We start from the raw sequence: 16,230 nt of genomic DNA on the forward strand, positions 1-16,230 counted from the left end.
ACAACGAAGGGTTCGCTTTGCCGTATTTCTGTGTACTTTGCAGAAATTAAGGCACCTGTCCAGGGTCTCAAGACGCACGCTGATCCCTCAGGAGTCGGCCTTTCTCCGTTCCGGTACACTTTGATACTCTAAAAAAATATTTACTGATAAGAACAGAAAAAAGCGTAAAGGACTCATTCCCCTTACGTTTTTTCTGTTCTGTCCCAACCTCTTTCGATATATCTAGAAAAATTAGACGAAAACTATTACACAGAAAAATTTTATAATTAATCGAAACAATACCAGACAGAAGCACCTTATATGACAATTGAACTCCAACAAGCAATTCAACTTCTTAAAAGTAAACAACGGGTAGACTCGACGCACGTATGCGGACCCGCTTCAGCGATTAACTTCCACAGGCACCAAGCGCTTCGCGGAGAATATTTTGTATTGGAGCAAGGTACTTATCAAGTGGGATGATGACGAATCTCGATCAGTTGCCATCTAAAGGTGCAGTGACTTTTAACATGATACCCAAACCCGAAAAAGCTTCTCGTTTTCTCGTACGTAGTTTTTAGATATTGCCGTAAATAATAAAAGGTGTTGCTGTGCGTATTTCTGCGTTCGCAATACCTTTTCTATTTTATTTATTATGACTGCTGAAACCTATAACTTCCGTGATTTAATATTTCTTGTATTACGTAATAATTTGTCTGATTATTGCGTGTACTACCTCCGTTAAGGGTATGTACTAAATAGGGAGTAAAAATGAGTGAGGTGAGTTAATTGGCAAATTTCAACGAAGAATCCATAAAACTACAAGCGGAGTTACAATCGAAAGATCTGAAAAAAGCGGTAGACTATTCGATGTTTTCATTCGAATCAACAGAACAAGTAGAAAAGCTGACAAATATTGTTGGTCAACAACGTGCGCGGTCCGTGATGAATTTTGGCTTGCACGTGAATAAACCCGGATATAATTTATACGTCGCGGGAATAGAAGGCGTCGGGAAAACGTCGTTTGTCACTACCGTCGTAAATGACTTTTCAGAGAGAAAAGCTACCCTTTTTGACTGGTGCTATGTAAATAACTTTGAAGATGAGTACAAACCTAAAGTGCTAAAACTTCCCGTTGGATTGGGTAAACAACTTCAAAAATCGATGGAAGACCTGTTGAAGGATTTAAAAGTAGATATCCCCACTGCCTTTAATGAAGAAAATCGATTAGAGAATCGTTCATCGATCATTCGAAAGTATAAAGATCAAGTGGACCAAGTGTATAAACAGACCAATGAAATAGCTACAGAGAACGGATTTATACTTAAACAGTCCGATTCCACGATTGCTACAATTCCGATTGGCGAGGACGGAAAACCTATAAGTGAGGAAGCTTATAACTTATTGAATGAGGAACAACTGGCAGCTATTGAAAGTAAATCTGCCAAATTACAAGAAATTATTCTAGATGCGACGAAAACCATACTTCATTTTGAACAGGATTTGAAAAAATCGTTGGCAGGCTTTGATCATCAGACGGCTATTACGACAATCGATTTTCATATTGATGAATTAAAAAAGAACTACAAAGACTGTCCTGAAGTGATGCACTATATTAAAGCAGTACGAAAAGATCTCGTAAATAACTTTCACACGTTTTTACCCAGTCCATCTAAAAAGGATGAAAAGCAGCTAGGCAATCTGTTCAAAGACGAAAATCAAGCGTTAAAAAAATATACGATTAACGTGTTAGTTGATAATAGCGAAACTACAGGCATGCCTGTTATATCCGCAGATAACCCTACCTTTTATAACATAATGGGTAAAGTGGAATATGAAAATCGAATGGGTGTCATGAGTACTGATTTCACGAAAATCAAACCGGGCTACTTGCATGAAGCAAACGGAGGGTATCTTCTCATTCAAGCAAAGGATATTTTTTCGAAAAGACAGTCTTGGGAAGGATTAAAAAGAGCATTATTGATCCATAAATTACAAATTGAAAATATTGGTGAACATGCAAGCATCATTGCTACCGCATCCGTAAATCCAGACCCGATTCATCTCAACGTAAAAGTGATTATTATTGGAAATATGGATATTTATCAAGCTCTTTATCATCATGATGAAGATTTTCGTAAACTATTTAAAATTCGCGTAGACTTTGATGTGGAAATGAAATACAACCAAGAAAATATTGCAGGGCTAGTAAGTTTCATTCATACCCATTGCAAAAAACACGAACTTCGACATTTTGATCCGACAGCTGTGGCAAAAATCATTGAATACAGCTCGCGTATCGCTGGCGATCAAAATAAATTGTCCACTCGCTTTAATTTACAAGTAGAATTACTTTACGAAGCGGATACATGGGCAGGAATAATGGGAGACGACCTTGTTTCGGCCAAACATATTGAAAAAGCTATTCTGGAAAAGAGATATCGCTCTAACTTATATGAAGAAAAAATTCAAGCGAGTATTGACGAAGGAAGTATTTTGATTGATACGACCGAAGAGAAGATTGGACAAGTAAATGGCTTGGCGGTCTATGATTTAGGGCAATATCATTTTGGTAAACCGTCACGAATTACGGCTACCACATTTATGGGCAAGAAAGGCTTTGTCAATATTGAAAGAGAAAGCCAAATGAGCGGTAACACGCATAATAAAGGTGTGTATATATTAGGTGGCTATTTAGGTCAAAAATTCGCTCAAAAGTATCCATTAGTACTGACTGCACATATCGCTTTTGAACAGTCCTATGGTGGCGTGGATGGTGATAGTGCGTCAAGCACAGAATTATATGCAATTCTCTCAAGCCTGGCAGAAATACCAATTAAGCAAGGATTAGCTGTAACTGGATCTGTCAATCAAAACGGAGAAATTCAGCCAATCGGCGGCGTTAATGAGAAAATTGAAGGCTTCTATAATGTATGTAAAAGTAGAGGACTAACAGGTGAACAAGGCGTCCTCATCCCCCATCAAAATGTGAAAAATTTGATGCTGAATGACGAGGTCATTGAATCTGTTCGTGTTGGACAGTTCCATATTTATAAAGTGCGCACGATTGAAGAAGGAATAGAAATTTTAACTGGTGTACCGGCTGGACATCCGGATGAACATGGGGACTATGACATAGAAACCGTCTATGGAAAAGCTGCAGCGAAATTACGGATGTTTATGGAGTTTTCTAGAGAACAGGAGAAATGAAAAAGGATCTGCGTATGAAATGCTTGTGAGGGTTACACCTCATAAGCGTTTTTAGTGCAGATCAATTCTTTGATTACAACACTATAAAGACGTCTCACTATTCAGTCAATAGTAATAAAGCACTAAAATACTCCTATGTATTTCCAATTAGCTTACATTTTCAAGTCAATTCTGTTACATCTCCTTCAAAGTTGACGAAAGGTTGTACAATGAATATACGATAGTTTTCTCGAGGAGCCTGATTATGAATAAGAAACGTTTAACCTGGGTAGATGTCACCAAAGGTTTTTTAATGATTCTTGTCGTCATTGGACATTATCCTGGACAGTTGGATTTCCCACTTGTTAAGTATATTTACTGGTTTCACATGCCAGCTTTCTTCATTTTAAGCGGATTGTTTTTTAAGCCTGTAGTTGAAAAAAGTTTAATGAAAATTTCGATTCAAAAACGGTTCATGCAGTTGATTGTTCCTTATTTATTTTTCCTCGTCAGCATTACGCTAATCCGTTACGGGATAGAGATTGGTTCGGGCAACAAAGACTTATCATGGTACGTAAATGATATGTGGACACTTGTTGTCGGCGGGCGTTTTGTACGGGGGGCCTATGGTGTATTCTGGTTTGTTACGACGCTATTCTTTACGTATTTGTTTTTCTTATGGATGACTAAAAACTTTAACCGCACGAAACAACTCATTATTTTAGCCATTTTTTATAGTATCGCCCACTTTGAAAGCTTGTTCGCTATGCATGTCATTGGGGGTTCCCCATCTGCAGCGGCGCAAACGATCCCGATGATTTGGAACATCGATGTCGCACTGATGGCAGTTGTCTATTTTTCACTCGGCTATTACTTGAAGAGTTTTTGGATGAATGTCTCGCATAAATGGTTGATTGCTGGTGTATTTGTTAGTATATCAGCCGTTTTACTCGATAATTATAAGGTCATTGACTATCACTTGAGTATGAAATTTTTACGCTACGACCATTTCGTCTTAGACTTGATCATCCCGCTTTCTTTTACAGTTGTGTTAGTTGGTATTTTCCAACTCATAGCAGCTAAATCATCGTTAAATTGGCTACAAAAAATTGAAAAGCATTCCTTGACCATTATGTATTTGCATATCTTTACGGATATTTTATTAAATGATTACTTTACGTATGGGATCATTGGTTTCACCGCATTCGGTTTGTTCGTGCCGATTGTCGTTTCTATCATCATCCAAAAGTTTCTTCCCTATGGAAAGCTGTTCCTTGGGGGATTCTCACAGAAAAAGACTACTGCTGATCGAGCAATAACGTAAAAAAGTACCTGTACACGAAACTTTCATGAATGGTTACACATTCACGTTTGTTTGTGGCACAGGTACATTTTTATGAATACAGCAAGCAATTACTCCAACTGTTGTATTTTCAACCCTTCAATAGTACACATGATATCTTTGTAGTAATCTGAACGGATAGAAAAACCGCTATATTCTTCATGAGTCGTGCAGGAAAACCAAGCAAAGTTATTCTTCATAAAAGTTAAATCTTCAGGTAATTTGGGAGCCACCCAGTCATACAGAGTATTTGCGTGGTGTTTTAATAACCTACATGTTATTTCGTTTGACTCTATAACAAAAACAGTTGTAGCTGGCCCTTTTGTCTTTGTATTCGCCCACTCTTTCGTTTGATAAACTTCCAAAGTGTGCGGTTTGAATTGCTCAAGGATATCCTGATTATAGGTAAGTTCTTTCCGTGTAACGAAGTAAAATGTATCCGAATGCTCACATAGCACATGTATAAGTTTTCTATATATCTCATCTGTAGGGTTCTCAGTAATATCCCAGCACTCCATCTCCCCACCTCTTTTCTAGTAGAATATTCTAGATGCCCATTATCTTAATAAGATGATAACGTTTATGAATATGCTAAATGCAGCCACAATGAACAGAAAAATCGCTAATCCTTTTCTTTTTTCTTTTAATTGACTCCATCCCAAAAGTAAAAGCATTACGCCCAAAAGTATCTGCATATATGGCAAAGTGACATTTTCACCAGTTAGTAAACTATAACAGGATACCGAAGCTACTATGATGCCTAATATCGCAATTATTATGTACATTATTTTCCAATACCTCCATTTCCTTACATCAACTACTCTCGACTGTGATTGGCATTGCTATATTAAGTATTTTCAACAATGCCCTCCCCTAACTCAACACTCTCTCCACTCAGTCTTCACCTATAAATTAAGCAGTCATGCTATTTTCAAAGATGTATTTTAAATTTGTGCATGATGGAATCCAAGAATCATCAGAATCTCCCTCTATGCATTCATAACTCTACTTTGTTTTCAAGTGTTGCTTGGATACTTGCACAATAACTTGGTTTAAGGATGATCGAGTGATGTTTTCCCTATTATCTCCGTACAAAAAATCATCTATCATTTCACTTATTTCATACCAACGATCGTGTTCTTCATCGAATAAATGATCTCGAACAATTGTGTATACCTCATTAGCATTTTCAATTGCTATACTTTGATCATCCACAATTTGTCTTATCAAATATCGTACATAGTGTTTGGCGCTTTCATCGTATGAAGGTTCCGTAATGTTTAGCTCGTACCAAGCCCTATTAAAATACTCTTCTACTTCAAATATATTCAGAGGTTCTGTTAGAGAAGCAAGCATATTCAGAGAATGCGTAGATATTCCATTTTGCAACATAGTAAAAGCCCACTCTATATAATCAATGGCTAGTACTTTCCTTTCAAACTTCTTATAATACAAAACTTCAGTCTCCATAACCTGTCTCCTCGTGTTGTAGTTAACTGCTTATCACTATATTCTTGAATATCACCTGATGATAGAATGGAATCTTCAGAGGTTTATTGTGCTTTTGTAGAATCCATATCACCAAATACTTTATAAATAACACTACCAAAAGCAAATTGAATAGGGATTAACGAAAATATAATAGCTATAAACTGACTGAGTTTCTTGATCCATCCAGTCAGGCCTAGCCTATCATTAATCAAGTAATTTACTAGTTGAATAAGGCCAAATACAATGCCTACCGCGACTATAAATGCTACCAAGATGAAAACAATTTGCGAAACTTTAATCTTTTTTATATTTTTTATTTTACTAATACTACCATCAGAAATAGAAAAGCACATATAAGTTAATGGCACTACTAATAAATACCAATCTGTATAACCAAAAGCGATCCAAGATGCACCTATTCCTAAAAGTAGAATCCATCCAATGGTGTTAAAAATCTTTTTATTCATCTAACCACCAGCCTTTCTAAAGTAAGTTATAGCACTGTTTGAAACTTTATTGTTTTTTGCCGGAAACATGGTGTTGTAGCCCGCAAGTAAAATTAAGTCTTTGCCATTGATAAACACCATTCCTAATCCAATAAATACCCCTATAACTAGTAGCATGATCAATATGTTGTTCCCCCGCTTTATACAATTTCACCTAATATAGACAAGATACGTATGCAGCAGCTCCATCTAGTCATCCTATTATGTACAGTAAATTATCTTTCTTAATTTTCATACGAATGAATGCTATATAGGTTTCATTTCATTTTTAAATAGATCGATTAGTGAATTATTTTATGTGTTGAAATAAAAGTCCAATTATTTTTCGAGTCCAAAAACAGTATATACTGCAACACTAAACACGCAGTAACTTCTTTTATATCAATCTAAAAAGCACCTGTATGAGAACGTTCATGAATGTATACAAACATGTCCATTTTTCACACAGGCGCTCATTTTTTATTTCATTATAAAGCTACTTTTTTCAATGCTTCTAACTGCTCCGTATTAAAGTGGTAGGTTTCATTGCAAAAATGACAATTCGCTTCTGCCTGTCCATCTGTTTGAATCATATCTTGAATTTCTTCACGACCTAAACTGATAATCGCATTGGAGATCCGGTCCAAAGAGCATTGACACTGAAATTGAACGGGCATACTTTCTAACACCGTGACATTTTCCGATCCTAGTACGTGTTCAAGTATTTGTTCAGGTGTACTTCCTTCTTCGATTATGGAAGCAAGTGGCGCAATCACTTTCATTCGTTCTTCAATCTTAAAAATTACTTCCTCATCTGCGTCCGGCATGAGTTGAATAATAAAACCACCTGCGGCTTTAACTGTATAATCAGGATTCACTAACACGCCTACTCCCACAGCAGAGGCCGTTTGTTCCGATTTAGCAAGATACGATGTATAGTCTTCTCCAATTTCCCCGGAAATGAGAGGGATTTGTCCTACGAAAGGATACATCAGCCCCACATCTTTTGAGACTGTTAGCAATCCATTCGTTCCAACTGCCTTTCCGACTTCGTTCAATTCTAAATCAGCTTGCGGATTCGAGACATATCCTCGAACTTCACCTTTTGCGTTCGAATCCACAATAATTGTACCGAGTGGGCCGCCACCATTAATTTTTACTGATATTTTTTCCTCACCCTTTAACATAGAGCCAAGAATTAAACCAGCAGTCATTGAACGTCCAAGGGCATCTGCAGCTGTTGGCCAAGCCGCGTGCCGTCGCTGTGCTTCTGCTACTGTTGTAGTTGAATTCACGGCGTACGCGCGCACTTGATTTTGATACGCCACCGCTTTAACTAAATAGTCATTCATTCTATACACCCTTTCTATAGCCCTACACGTTTAGTTGAGCTTTGTTTCTCGTGATTTTTCGGGTGTGACATCATTTCCAAATGGATCGAGACTTTTTATACTATCATATGATTTTTAATAAGCATAGTGTTCAACTTCGCTCACTAAAAAGAGTGTTCAAGTCTATACATCCATTAAAAAAGCTAGCATGCAGATGGTAGTAGACCGTCTGCATGCTAGCTTTGACTTTTAGTTCTATGAACGTACCGGTTGAACTTGCGATATCGTCAATCCATCACCAATCGGCAACAATACTGACGTCAAACGAGGATGCTGTGCTGTGTATTCATTAAACTTCCGCATGTTCTCTGTGTATTGATTATCTAAGAAGGACGCGCCGGCTACTGAACCGCCTGCCAACACGTTATCAGCTACAATCACCGCATTCGGCTCAGCTAGCTCTAAACAGCCGTCTAAATAGTTTTGGTAATTTTCTTTATCCGCGTCAATGAAAAAGAAATCGAATGTTTTCCCTTCCGCTTTCAATGCTTTTAAGCTATCTACAGCAAGACCTGTCTTATACGTCACTTGTTCACCAAATCCTGCCTTCGTTAAATTAGATTTCGCTAACGTCGCAAATGACTCCTCTAATTCCAGTGAAGTCAAATGTCCTTCCTCGGTAAATCCTCTCGCAAGACATATACCGCTATATCCGCCAAGTGCGCCTATTTCAAGAACATTTTTGGCACCCGTCAACGAAACGAGCATCGTTAATGTTTTGCCCGACGCTGGAGAAACCGAGATCGAACGCATACCATTTTCTTGGATGGATAACAGCACATCCTCTAGAACTTGATCAGTTGAAACAAAGGTTTGGTCAATATATTGGTTAATAATTTTCACTTTATAAATTCCCCTCCAACTAGTCAATTGAATGCAACATTATTCATTTAACACACTTTCCGCGAGCACTTTAGATTTATCCCCATAAACTTTAGTAATATGTACATCTCCCCATGCACATAACGAGCTTAAAATAGCTTCTAAACTTTGGCCGTATTCACTCAATTCATACTCAACTTTAGGCGGTACTTGATTATAAACAATTCTATTGATCACTCCGTCCGCTTCTAATTCACGTAATTGTTGAGTTAACATCTTTTGTGTAATGTTAGGCATCAATCGTTTTAATTCACTTGTCCGCTTTCTACCATGTGTCAAATGACAAAGTATTACACACTTCCACTTACCACCTATTACTTCCAATGTTGCTTCCACACTAATATTATATTTTTTGCTCATTTCTATCGCCTCCTCTTTTGATAGGCACTAAAAGGTGCCTACATTACTTTAAAGTGCGTACTTCTCTTTTAGATTTCTATACTTCATACTAACATTTGCAAGTACATTTCACTACATCAACTGAATTCATGTCGTGAATGTTGCATGCAACTTATTAGTAGGAGGAACGTGAGAAGATGTCAATAAATACAAAACGCAGTACATTTGCATTGCTTGCATTAGCTATTAGTGCATTTGCGATAGGTACTACCGAATTTGTGAGTGTCGGACTATTACCACTCATCGCTCAAGATTTAGATATTTCTGTTTCACTAGCCGGATTAACTATTACCTTATATGCTGTAGGGGTGATGATCGGGGCTCCAATCCTCACCAGTTTAACTTCTAGATTACCTAGAAAGTCCGTCTTAATCTGGATCATGGTCATATTTATCATCGGAAACACTATAGCTGCAGCCGCAACAAGTCTAAGCGTATTGCTGTTTGCACGAATCATATCCGCGTTTTCACATGGCGTATTCATGTCTATAGGTGCAACAATCGCAGCGGATTTAGTGCCAGAAAATCGTAGAGCAAGTGCTATTTCCATCATGTTTACAGGATTAACAGTTGCTACGATTACAGGCGTTCCTTTTGGTACATTCATCGGTCAACAGTTAGGATGGCGTTCTGCTTTTGTTTTAATTGTGATTATAGGTGTGATTGGACTTATTTCAAACAGCCTCCTAGTTCCTTCAAACTTACGGCAGAGCGCACTAACTACATTAAAGGATCAAGCGGAACTATTGACGAATAGTCGTTTACTTATAGTTTTCGCTATTACCGCCCTAGGTTATGGCGGAACGTTCGTTGTATTCACCTACTTATCCCCTTTATTGCAGGAAGTGACCGGATTTAAACAAAGTACAATTGTAATCATCTTGCTCATCTATGGGATCGCAATTGCGATAGGAAACATGATTGGCGGAAAACTGGCCAATAAAAACCCAATAAATGCTTTATTCTATATGTTCATCGCTCAAGCCGTCATCTTATTTGTATTAACATTCACAGCCCCATTTAAAGTCGCTGGGTTAATAACCATTATACTGATGGGTATATTCGCTTTTATGAATGTTCCAGGGCTCCAAGTATATGTCGTCATCTTAGCGGAACGATTCATTCCAAGTGCAGTCGACATAGCCTCCGCTATAAATATTGCTGCCTTTAATGCCGGTATCGCCATTGGTGCGTATCTCGGTGGAGTCGTTACGGATTCGATTGGCATTATTCATACACCTTGGATTGGTGCAAGTATGGTAATGTTCGCAGCCATCTTAACGGGCATTAGCCGTTTACTGGAGCGTAGAGACAATGTAACGGTACCTACACTGGAGGAGGTGATGTAATATAATCATGAAAATATATTCATCACGTCCAAGGTATGGAATAGCGAACTAGGATATGAAAAAACACTTGCAGCTTTTGACGAGAGTATAACTAAACTTGGTCTTGACTACTTGGATCTATACCTCATTCTTTGGCCTGTAGAAGGACAATTCAAAGACGCGTGGCGCGCATTGGAAACCTTGTATGAAGAAGGAAAAGCTAAAGCGATCGGCGTAAGTAATTTTCAGCCGCATCATTTAGAAGAATTAATGAAAGATGCAAAAATCAAGCCGATGGTCAACCAGGTCGGGTACCATCCTCGTTTATCCCAAAAAGATGTACGGGCATTTTGCCAAAAGCACGACATTCAGCTTGAAGCATGGTCACCACTGATGCAAGGTGAGCTACTAGGGAATGCGGAATTACAAGAAATCGCAAATCGCTACAACAAATCCGTGGCCTAAGTAATTTTACGTTGGGATTTACAAAATGGTGTAGTAACGATTCCCAAACCAACGAAAGCACATCGCATTGCTGAAAATGAGGATGTGTTTAACTTCGAACTCACTTCAGAGGATATGGAACAAATCAATAAGTTAAATCAAGATCAGCGAATCGGACCAGATCCTGACAACTTCGATTTCTCTTAATCAAGAAAAAGTGAAAACTGTCCAGCCGAATTACGTCTTGGACAGTTTTTTCAAATTATACGAAAAACCCCTCACCGCAAAGGTAAGGAGGTTTTTATCTTGTGAAGTCTATGAAATAATAAACGAGAATGGTGTTTTGTATAAAATATTCTATTCCTTCATTCGATTGCCTAGTACAGAGTCAAATAGTCGCTTTGCATACGTATGTGAAAAATGAAATACTCCATCCTTCTTCACACTCTCGTCTACCATTCGGCCATCCTTCATGACATAAATTCGATCACATGCATACATGACAGCTGGTAAGTCATGTGCAATGAATAAAATTGACATATCCATTTCGCGATTCAGTTCAAGAAGCAGATCAATGATTTCTCTTTGAATCAATCGATCTAAATTGGATACGATTTCATCACAAATGAGCAACTCAGGTTCAACTAACAGTGAGCGAAGCAAGTTGACGCGTTGCTGCTCACCGCCACTCAATTCTGAAGGATATCTATGTAAATACGTTTCTGATAGTTTCACTCTTCCAAGCATTCGTCGAATATGCGCTTCACGATCTCCTTTCATTGTACGGAGAGGTTCTAGTAATATTTCGCGCACCGTCCATGAAGGATTAAGCGCTGCTGATGCGTTTTGAAAAATTAATTGGCTCGCTTGATAAAATGACTTTCGATTTTTCCGTGTAACTAGTTGTCCGTTAAATGCAATTGAACCATCGTCAGCTGATTCAAGTTGCATCACGACACGAGAGAGCGTACTCTTTCCACTGCCACTCTCTCCTACTAACCCCACAACTTCCCCTTTACTTATAGTCATATCAATCCCATTCAACGCCTTTTTCGTCTGGCTTCCACTGAAATAACTTTTCGAAACATTTGATACTTCTAACATCTGCCGTCCACTCCTAAAATCTACTCTTCAATAATCGCTTCGTATAGGCATGATGAGGATTCGAGAAAACCGTTTCCACTGTCCCCGTTTCTACTATAGTTCCTTGCTGCATAACCGCCATTTCATGAGCGGCTTCCGCAACGATGTCGAGGTCATGAGTAATGAGGAGAATCGTCGTATTCCGTTCTTCATTAAGACGAATTAGCAATTGAATGAATTCTTTTTGAAGCACCATATCGAGTGCCGATGTGGGCTCGTCCGCAATGAGTAAAGCAGGTTCCACATAAAATGCGCACGCTATCATACATCTTTGCAACATTCCGCCGGATAACTGAACAGGATATTGCTCAACAACGTCCCAAGATAGGCCCAACTGGTCTAAAATCAATTTCATTTTCTCGTTAAATACATCTACCGTATCACCAATGCGTTCCCCTGAAAATGCATACAGTTGACGTCCCATTTTCACAGACGGATTAAAACTGTTCGATGCGTCTTGGAAGATAGTAAAAATATCTTGTTTCCTCACGCTCTCCATCTCCTGGTCAGATGCATCCAATACATTTCGACCTTCGTACATAACGTATCCGCTTACTTTCGCGTCTACTGGCAACATGCCAAGCAAGGCGGATACCGTCATACTCTTTCCGCTACCACTTTCTCCAATCAAAGACGTGATCCTTCCACGCGGTATTGTGAAATTAACGTGCTGCGTAATGTGCTTACCCTTTATATTAATAGTTAAGTCTCTTACATCAATCATTGACACGCCTCCGCTTCGGATTTTTCCACGTCTCTCCGATAAAATTAATGGAGAGAATGGTCAAGAAAATCATAATGCCTGGAAACAATGCAATCCACCAAGCACCAATTAAAATATCGTTTTGCGCGTAGTACAACATATTCCCCCAAGAAGGTATCGCTGGAGGTATTCCGATGCCGAGAAAACTAAGTGATACTTCCATAAATATCGCGCCAGCAAAATTAAATAGCGTTACGACAAAAATAGCGGGAATGCTGTTGCGTAGCAAATGACCCCAAAGTATTTTCCAAACTGGCGTCCCGAACATATTGGCCATTTTAACAAACTCTTCTTCTTTGAGCCGAATGAATTCCGAACGCACAATTCTTGCGGTAACAAGCCATCCTGTCAATCCAATAAGAAGTGTCATGCCCCACATACCGCCTTGGATAATCGCTTGAAATGACAAAATAATAATAATCGCAGGGATGGTAATCAGAGCTTCCAACAACCGCATCATGACGGTATCGGTCAAACCGCCAAAATAGCCACTAATGCCGCCATAGACAATTCCAATGATCAGCGACAATATAACTGAACCACTTGCTACAGCTAGCGTCACTTTCCCACCTTCTAATAACCGCGATAGAACGTCTCTGCCTAAATGATCCGTTCCTAACCAATGGTCGCTACTAGGTGCACTATATACTTCATCCATGTTCATCTCATTCGGACTAAATGGGGCGAGCATGTTTGAAAACACTGTCAAAAAGACAATCAATCCAAGTAGACTACACCAAAACAAAAGTGCTTTCCGTGACTTCATTTATCGGGCACCCCCTTTGCGCATCTTCGGATCCATAGCGTACATAATGAGATCGACAATAAATAGCGTAATGACGACTAGGATACCCGTCACCATAATGCTGCCCATTAATAAAGGGAAATCCTTTGTTGTGACTGCTTTGACCGTCAATTGCCCTATTCCAGACCAAGCAAACAAAGATTCCACAATAATAGATCCACCAAAGAATGACGGAATGGTCATAGCGATGTAATTCAAATAAGGAATGGAAGCGTTACGCACTACACCTTTTCGAATGGAGCTTTCCGTTACACCATTTGCACGTGCTACTTTCACATAGTATTGACTGTTTTCTATCTTAATACTTTCCTGTAGAAAGCGTGCATAAATCCCCACATGCGTTACAATCAACACACTGGCGGGCATAATGAGATGATGGATTTTATCTATAACACCGCCATTCCCCTCTACATCGCCCGATCCAGAAGAAGGAAGAATCCCTAGACTCACAGCAAAGAAGTAAATGAACAAAATACCAAGCCAAAAGGCAGGTATGGAAGAAGTTGCGATACTAAATGTGGAAAGTCCTTTATCCCAAATAGACCCCTCCCTCATGCCCGCCACTGTGCCAAGCCAAATGGAACCAATGATAATAAAAAACATCGTCACACTAAATAATAGTAACGTATTCGGTAGCCGTTCCATGATGATTTCAGAAACGGGTCTGCCTTCTTTAGAGGAAGTTCCTAAATTCCCTTTGACCGTTTCACCTAGCCACGCAATGTATTGCTGGGCAACAGGACGGTCTAATGCATACGCGCGGGTGATGCGTTCTTTTTCGGCTGCAGTTAACGTCTGTGCATTACCTCCATAGAAAGCGGCAGCAGGATCTCCAGGCGCTGCTTGCATAATGAAAAAAGAGAGGAAGCTAACGATGAAGAGGACCACAATCCCCATCACCATTCGCTTCCCTACCCATTTACTGATCATTCCACTTCCACTCCTCGACATTCCAGAGGAAACCAGATCCATGATGACCTAGCGTTCGTTCTTTCACACCACTGACATTTTTGTTAATGCCGTACACTGCATTTTCATAGGCAATGAAGTCAAATGCCGGATCATTCGCAAGTTCTTCTTGGAATTGCATGTAAATCGCTTTACGTTTATCCGGATCAGTCTCTGTACGTCCTTTGGCGAGCAGTTCATCCACTTTTTTATTCGAATAACTACCATAGTTATAACCGGAGCTCTTGATGCTCGATTCATCCGTATGGAACAATATGTGCGTATGATGATCTGCATCATACGGACTGCCCCAGCCAACCATGAACGCGTCCGCGTCTTCAATTGTAATTGCGCTCCAGTCGAGTGCAGCTACTTTTACATCCGCACCAATGTCTTTGAAACCTTCAGCAACATAATTTGCCATGTTCACACGAACGGTATCACTTGCAGGGGCAGTAATCGTAAATGAAAGTTGTTCTCCGTCTTTAGAACGAATACCGTCCTCATTTTCTTTCCAACCCGCTTCATCTAACAACGCGTTCGCTTTCTCGAGGTCATACGTATATTTTTCTATTTGCTCATTACGGAACTCATGGTTTTGCAATGGTGAATAGGCAACAGAACCATGTCCTTTTAAAATACCTTTTACGATTTGCTCTCGATCGGTTGCGTAACTAAATGCACGACGTACGTTGACATCTTTCCAAAGGTCCAAATTCATATTGAATAAAATGCCGCGATAGTCCGCGGATTCTATATCGTAAATAGTTAAGTTCTCTTCTCTTTCCAAGTTTTCAACTTGTACAGGATCCAACAGTGCAACATCCACCTCGCCAGACTTCAACTGAAGTGCACGAACATTACTATCTGGAATAAACTTAAATATTACTTTTTCAATCGAAGGCTTCGTTCCGAAAAATTCACTATACGCTTGTAATGTCAATGAATTTCCACGATCCCATTTATCAAACATATATGGCCCTGCACCTATCGGATGGCCGTTAAAGTCAGCTGTTCTCATATCGATTCCTTCAAAAGCATGTTTTGGAAGAATCGGTACGGTTAATTTGTCCAGTAACGGTGTAAATGGCTGTTTTAATGTAATTTCGACGGTATAGTCATCCAGCGTTTTAGTAGTTGCGACTTCTTCAAAGTCAGATTTCAAAAATGAAGCATTTTGATCATCCATAATACTCTCAATCGTGAACACTACATCATCTGCTGTAAGCTCTTCTCCGTCGTGGAACGTAATACCTTCTTTTAGCTTAAACGTATACGTAAGTTTGTCCTCTGACACATCGAAAGATTCTGCGATATCCGTAACTACTTTATTACTTTCATCAAATCGCATAACTCCACGAAACAATAGTGCATCTAGATTCGTTTCTTCGAGGATCGGGTTAAGCCCTTCGAACTCCTCTTCAGAAGCATAAATGAGGCGATTCTCTTTAGATGGAGTTGATTCTTTTGCATCCTCTTTTTTACTACAACCTGCCACAATAACTGCAAGTACCATGAAAAGTACAAGTATCCTCTTATTAAATGTAATCATTACTATCTCCTTTTTATCGAACAATTTTTCCGCATTCTACAATTATTTCATGTTCGTCTACATTTGTCCTGCATAACGGTTTACTTTTT

At 39.1% G+C, this 16,230-nt stretch carries 17 protein-coding genes and 1 pseudogene; 5 read left to right on the plus strand and 13 right to left on the minus strand.

All coding sequences use genetic code 11. The features are described from left to right. Positions 1 to 300 precede the first annotated feature (300 nt). The 3 genes from CSV80_RS18195 to CSV80_RS15995 all read left to right on the plus strand — a co-directional run bounded on the left by CSV80_RS18195 (position 301) and on the right by CSV80_RS15995 (position 4,492). Entirely contained in the window at positions 301 to 462 is a 162-nt protein-coding gene (locus tag CSV80_RS18195) for a hypothetical protein (protein WP_158231869.1), read from the plus strand. A gap of 306 nt (positions 463 to 768) precedes the next feature. Continuing rightward, complete coding sequence (locus CSV80_RS15990) at positions 769 to 3,189, plus strand: Lon protease family protein (RefSeq protein ID WP_099670197.1); 2,421 nt, start codon at positions 769 to 771, stop codon at positions 3,187 to 3,189. Between the two features lie 244 nt (positions 3,190 to 3,433). After that, complete coding sequence (locus CSV80_RS15995; protein ID WP_099670196.1) at positions 3,434 to 4,492, plus strand: acyltransferase family protein; 1,059 nt, start codon at positions 3,434 to 3,436, stop codon at positions 4,490 to 4,492. Positions 4,493 to 4,581: 89 nt separating this feature from the next. Here the strand turns inward: CSV80_RS15995 and CSV80_RS16000 are convergent, their stop codons facing one another. The 8 genes from CSV80_RS16000 to CSV80_RS16030 all read right to left on the minus strand — a co-directional run bounded on the left by CSV80_RS16000 (position 4,582) and on the right by CSV80_RS16030 (position 9,119). Further along, positions 4,582 to 5,028: a hypothetical protein gene (locus CSV80_RS16000; RefSeq protein WP_099670195.1), complete on the minus strand. Its 447-nt coding sequence runs from the start codon at positions 5,026 to 5,028 to the stop codon at positions 4,582 to 4,584. 39 nt (positions 5,029 to 5,067) lie between these two features. Next, the gene (locus tag CSV80_RS18200) at positions 5,068 to 5,295 is read right to left on the minus strand and encodes a DUF3953 domain-containing protein (protein WP_099670194.1); all 228 of its coding nucleotides are present in this window, start codon (positions 5,293 to 5,295) and stop codon (positions 5,068 to 5,070) included. Positions 5,296 to 5,515: 220 nt separating this feature from the next. Continuing rightward, positions 5,516 to 5,980, minus strand: a complete 465-nt coding sequence (locus CSV80_RS16010; RefSeq protein ID WP_099670193.1) for a hypothetical protein — start codon at positions 5,978 to 5,980, stop codon at positions 5,516 to 5,518. 83 nt (positions 5,981 to 6,063) lie between these two features. Then, complete coding sequence (locus CSV80_RS16015; protein WP_099670192.1) at positions 6,064 to 6,468, minus strand: disulfide bond formation protein DsbD; 405 nt, start codon at positions 6,466 to 6,468, stop codon at positions 6,064 to 6,066. Beyond that, positions 6,469 to 6,630, minus strand: coding sequence for a DUF3784 domain-containing protein (locus CSV80_RS17400; RefSeq protein WP_143560467.1), 162 nt, complete (start codon positions 6,628 to 6,630; stop codon positions 6,469 to 6,471). 344 nt (positions 6,631 to 6,974) lie between these two features. Next, positions 6,975 to 7,838: an Hsp33 family molecular chaperone HslO gene (hslO, locus tag CSV80_RS16020; protein ID WP_099670191.1), complete on the minus strand. Its 864-nt coding sequence runs from the start codon at positions 7,836 to 7,838 to the stop codon at positions 6,975 to 6,977. A 234-nt stretch (positions 7,839 to 8,072) separates the two neighbouring features. Further along, positions 8,073 to 8,720 carry an O-methyltransferase gene (locus CSV80_RS16025; RefSeq protein WP_099670190.1) on the minus strand — a complete coding sequence of 216 codons (648 nt, stop codon included), beginning with the start codon at positions 8,718 to 8,720 and terminating at the stop codon, positions 8,073 to 8,075. A 39-nt stretch (positions 8,721 to 8,759) separates the two neighbouring features. Further along, the gene (locus CSV80_RS16030) at positions 8,760 to 9,119 is read right to left on the minus strand and encodes a winged helix-turn-helix transcriptional regulator (protein WP_037561785.1); all 360 of its coding nucleotides are present in this window, start codon (positions 9,117 to 9,119) and stop codon (positions 8,760 to 8,762) included. Positions 9,120 to 9,295: 176 nt separating this feature from the next. Between CSV80_RS16030 and CSV80_RS16035 the strand changes: the two genes are divergently transcribed. Next, positions 9,296 to 10,507 (plus strand): MFS transporter, encoded by a 1,212-nt coding sequence (locus CSV80_RS16035; protein ID WP_099670189.1) that lies wholly within the window; start codon positions 9,296 to 9,298, stop codon positions 10,505 to 10,507. A gap of 9 nt (positions 10,508 to 10,516) precedes the next feature. Next, positions 10,517 to 11,137: pseudogene (locus CSV80_RS16040) on the plus strand (aldo/keto reductase); the annotation flags it as partial. A 150-nt stretch (positions 11,138 to 11,287) separates the two neighbouring features. On the opposite strand, the gene CSV80_RS16045 reads toward CSV80_RS16040, so the two are convergent. The 5 genes from CSV80_RS16045 to CSV80_RS16065 are packed head-to-tail and all read right to left on the minus strand — an operon-like array spanning position 11,288 to position 16,141. Beyond that, entirely contained in the window at positions 11,288 to 12,034 is a 747-nt protein-coding gene (locus CSV80_RS16045) for an ABC transporter ATP-binding protein (RefSeq protein WP_099670188.1), read from the minus strand. A gap of 13 nt (positions 12,035 to 12,047) precedes the next feature. Then, positions 12,048 to 12,797, minus strand: coding sequence for an ATP-binding cassette domain-containing protein (locus CSV80_RS16050; protein WP_099670187.1), 750 nt, complete (start codon positions 12,795 to 12,797; stop codon positions 12,048 to 12,050). Further along, the gene (locus CSV80_RS16055) at positions 12,790 to 13,602 is read right to left on the minus strand and encodes an ABC transporter permease (protein ID WP_099670186.1); all 813 of its coding nucleotides are present in this window, start codon (positions 13,600 to 13,602) and stop codon (positions 12,790 to 12,792) included. Before CSV80_RS16055 ends, CSV80_RS16050 begins: the two co-directional genes overlap by 8 nt. Next, positions 13,603 to 14,571, minus strand: coding sequence for an ABC transporter permease (locus CSV80_RS16060; protein WP_099670185.1), 969 nt, complete (start codon positions 14,569 to 14,571; stop codon positions 13,603 to 13,605). Beyond that, positions 14,561 to 16,141 carry an ABC transporter substrate-binding protein gene (locus CSV80_RS16065; protein ID WP_099670184.1) on the minus strand — a complete coding sequence of 527 codons (1,581 nt, stop codon included), beginning with the start codon at positions 16,139 to 16,141 and terminating at the stop codon, positions 14,561 to 14,563. The genes CSV80_RS16060 and CSV80_RS16065 overlap by 11 nt, the downstream gene beginning before the upstream one ends. Positions 16,142 to 16,230: the final 89 nt, after the last annotated feature.

Origin of the sequence: Sporosarcina sp. P12(2017), from assembly GCF_002743035.1 — a bacterium.
GTDB classification, from domain to species: domain Bacteria; phylum Bacillota; class Bacilli; order Bacillales_A; family Planococcaceae; genus Sporosarcina; species Sporosarcina ureae.

Bases quoted from the DNA above. Each gene is read 5' to 3' on its own strand.
- CSV80_RS18200 (WP_099670194.1), bottom strand. From the start codon at position 5,295: ATGTACATAATAATTGCGATATTAGGCATCATAGTAGCTTCGGTATCC.
- CSV80_RS16030 (WP_037561785.1), bottom strand. From the start codon at position 9,119: ATGAGCAAAAAATATAATATTAGTGTGGAAGCAACATTGGAAGTAATA.
- CSV80_RS16035 (WP_099670189.1), top strand. From the start codon at position 9,296: ATGTCAATAAATACAAAACGCAGTACATTTGCATTGCTTGCATTAGCT.
- CSV80_RS15995 (WP_099670196.1), top strand. From the start codon at position 3,434: ATGAATAAGAAACGTTTAACCTGGGTAGATGTCACCAAAGGTTTTTTA.
- CSV80_RS16045 (WP_099670188.1), bottom strand. From the start codon at position 12,034: ATGTTAGAAGTATCAAATGTTTCGAAAAGTTATTTCAGTGGAAGCCAG.
- CSV80_RS16010 (WP_099670193.1), bottom strand. From the start codon at position 5,980: ATGGAGACTGAAGTTTTGTATTATAAGAAGTTTGAAAGGAAAGTACTA.
- CSV80_RS18195 (WP_158231869.1), top strand. From the start codon at position 301: ATGACAATTGAACTCCAACAAGCAATTCAACTTCTTAAAAGTAAACAA.
- CSV80_RS16060 (WP_099670185.1), bottom strand. From the start codon at position 14,571: ATGATCAGTAAATGGGTAGGGAAGCGAATGGTGATGGGGATTGTGGTC.
- CSV80_RS16000 (WP_099670195.1), bottom strand. From the start codon at position 5,028: ATGGAGTGCTGGGATATTACTGAGAACCCTACAGATGAGATATATAGA.
- CSV80_RS16055 (WP_099670186.1), bottom strand. From the start codon at position 13,602: ATGAAGTCACGGAAAGCACTTTTGTTTTGGTGTAGTCTACTTGGATTG.
- CSV80_RS16065 (WP_099670184.1), bottom strand. From the start codon at position 16,141: ATGATTACATTTAATAAGAGGATACTTGTACTTTTCATGGTACTTGCA.
- CSV80_RS16015 (WP_099670192.1), bottom strand. From the start codon at position 6,468: ATGAATAAAAAGATTTTTAACACCATTGGATGGATTCTACTTTTAGGA.
- CSV80_RS16050 (WP_099670187.1), bottom strand. From the start codon at position 12,797: ATGATTGATGTAAGAGACTTAACTATTAATATAAAGGGTAAGCACATT.
- hslO (WP_099670191.1), bottom strand. From the start codon at position 7,838: ATGAATGACTATTTAGTTAAAGCGGTGGCGTATCAAAATCAAGTGCGC.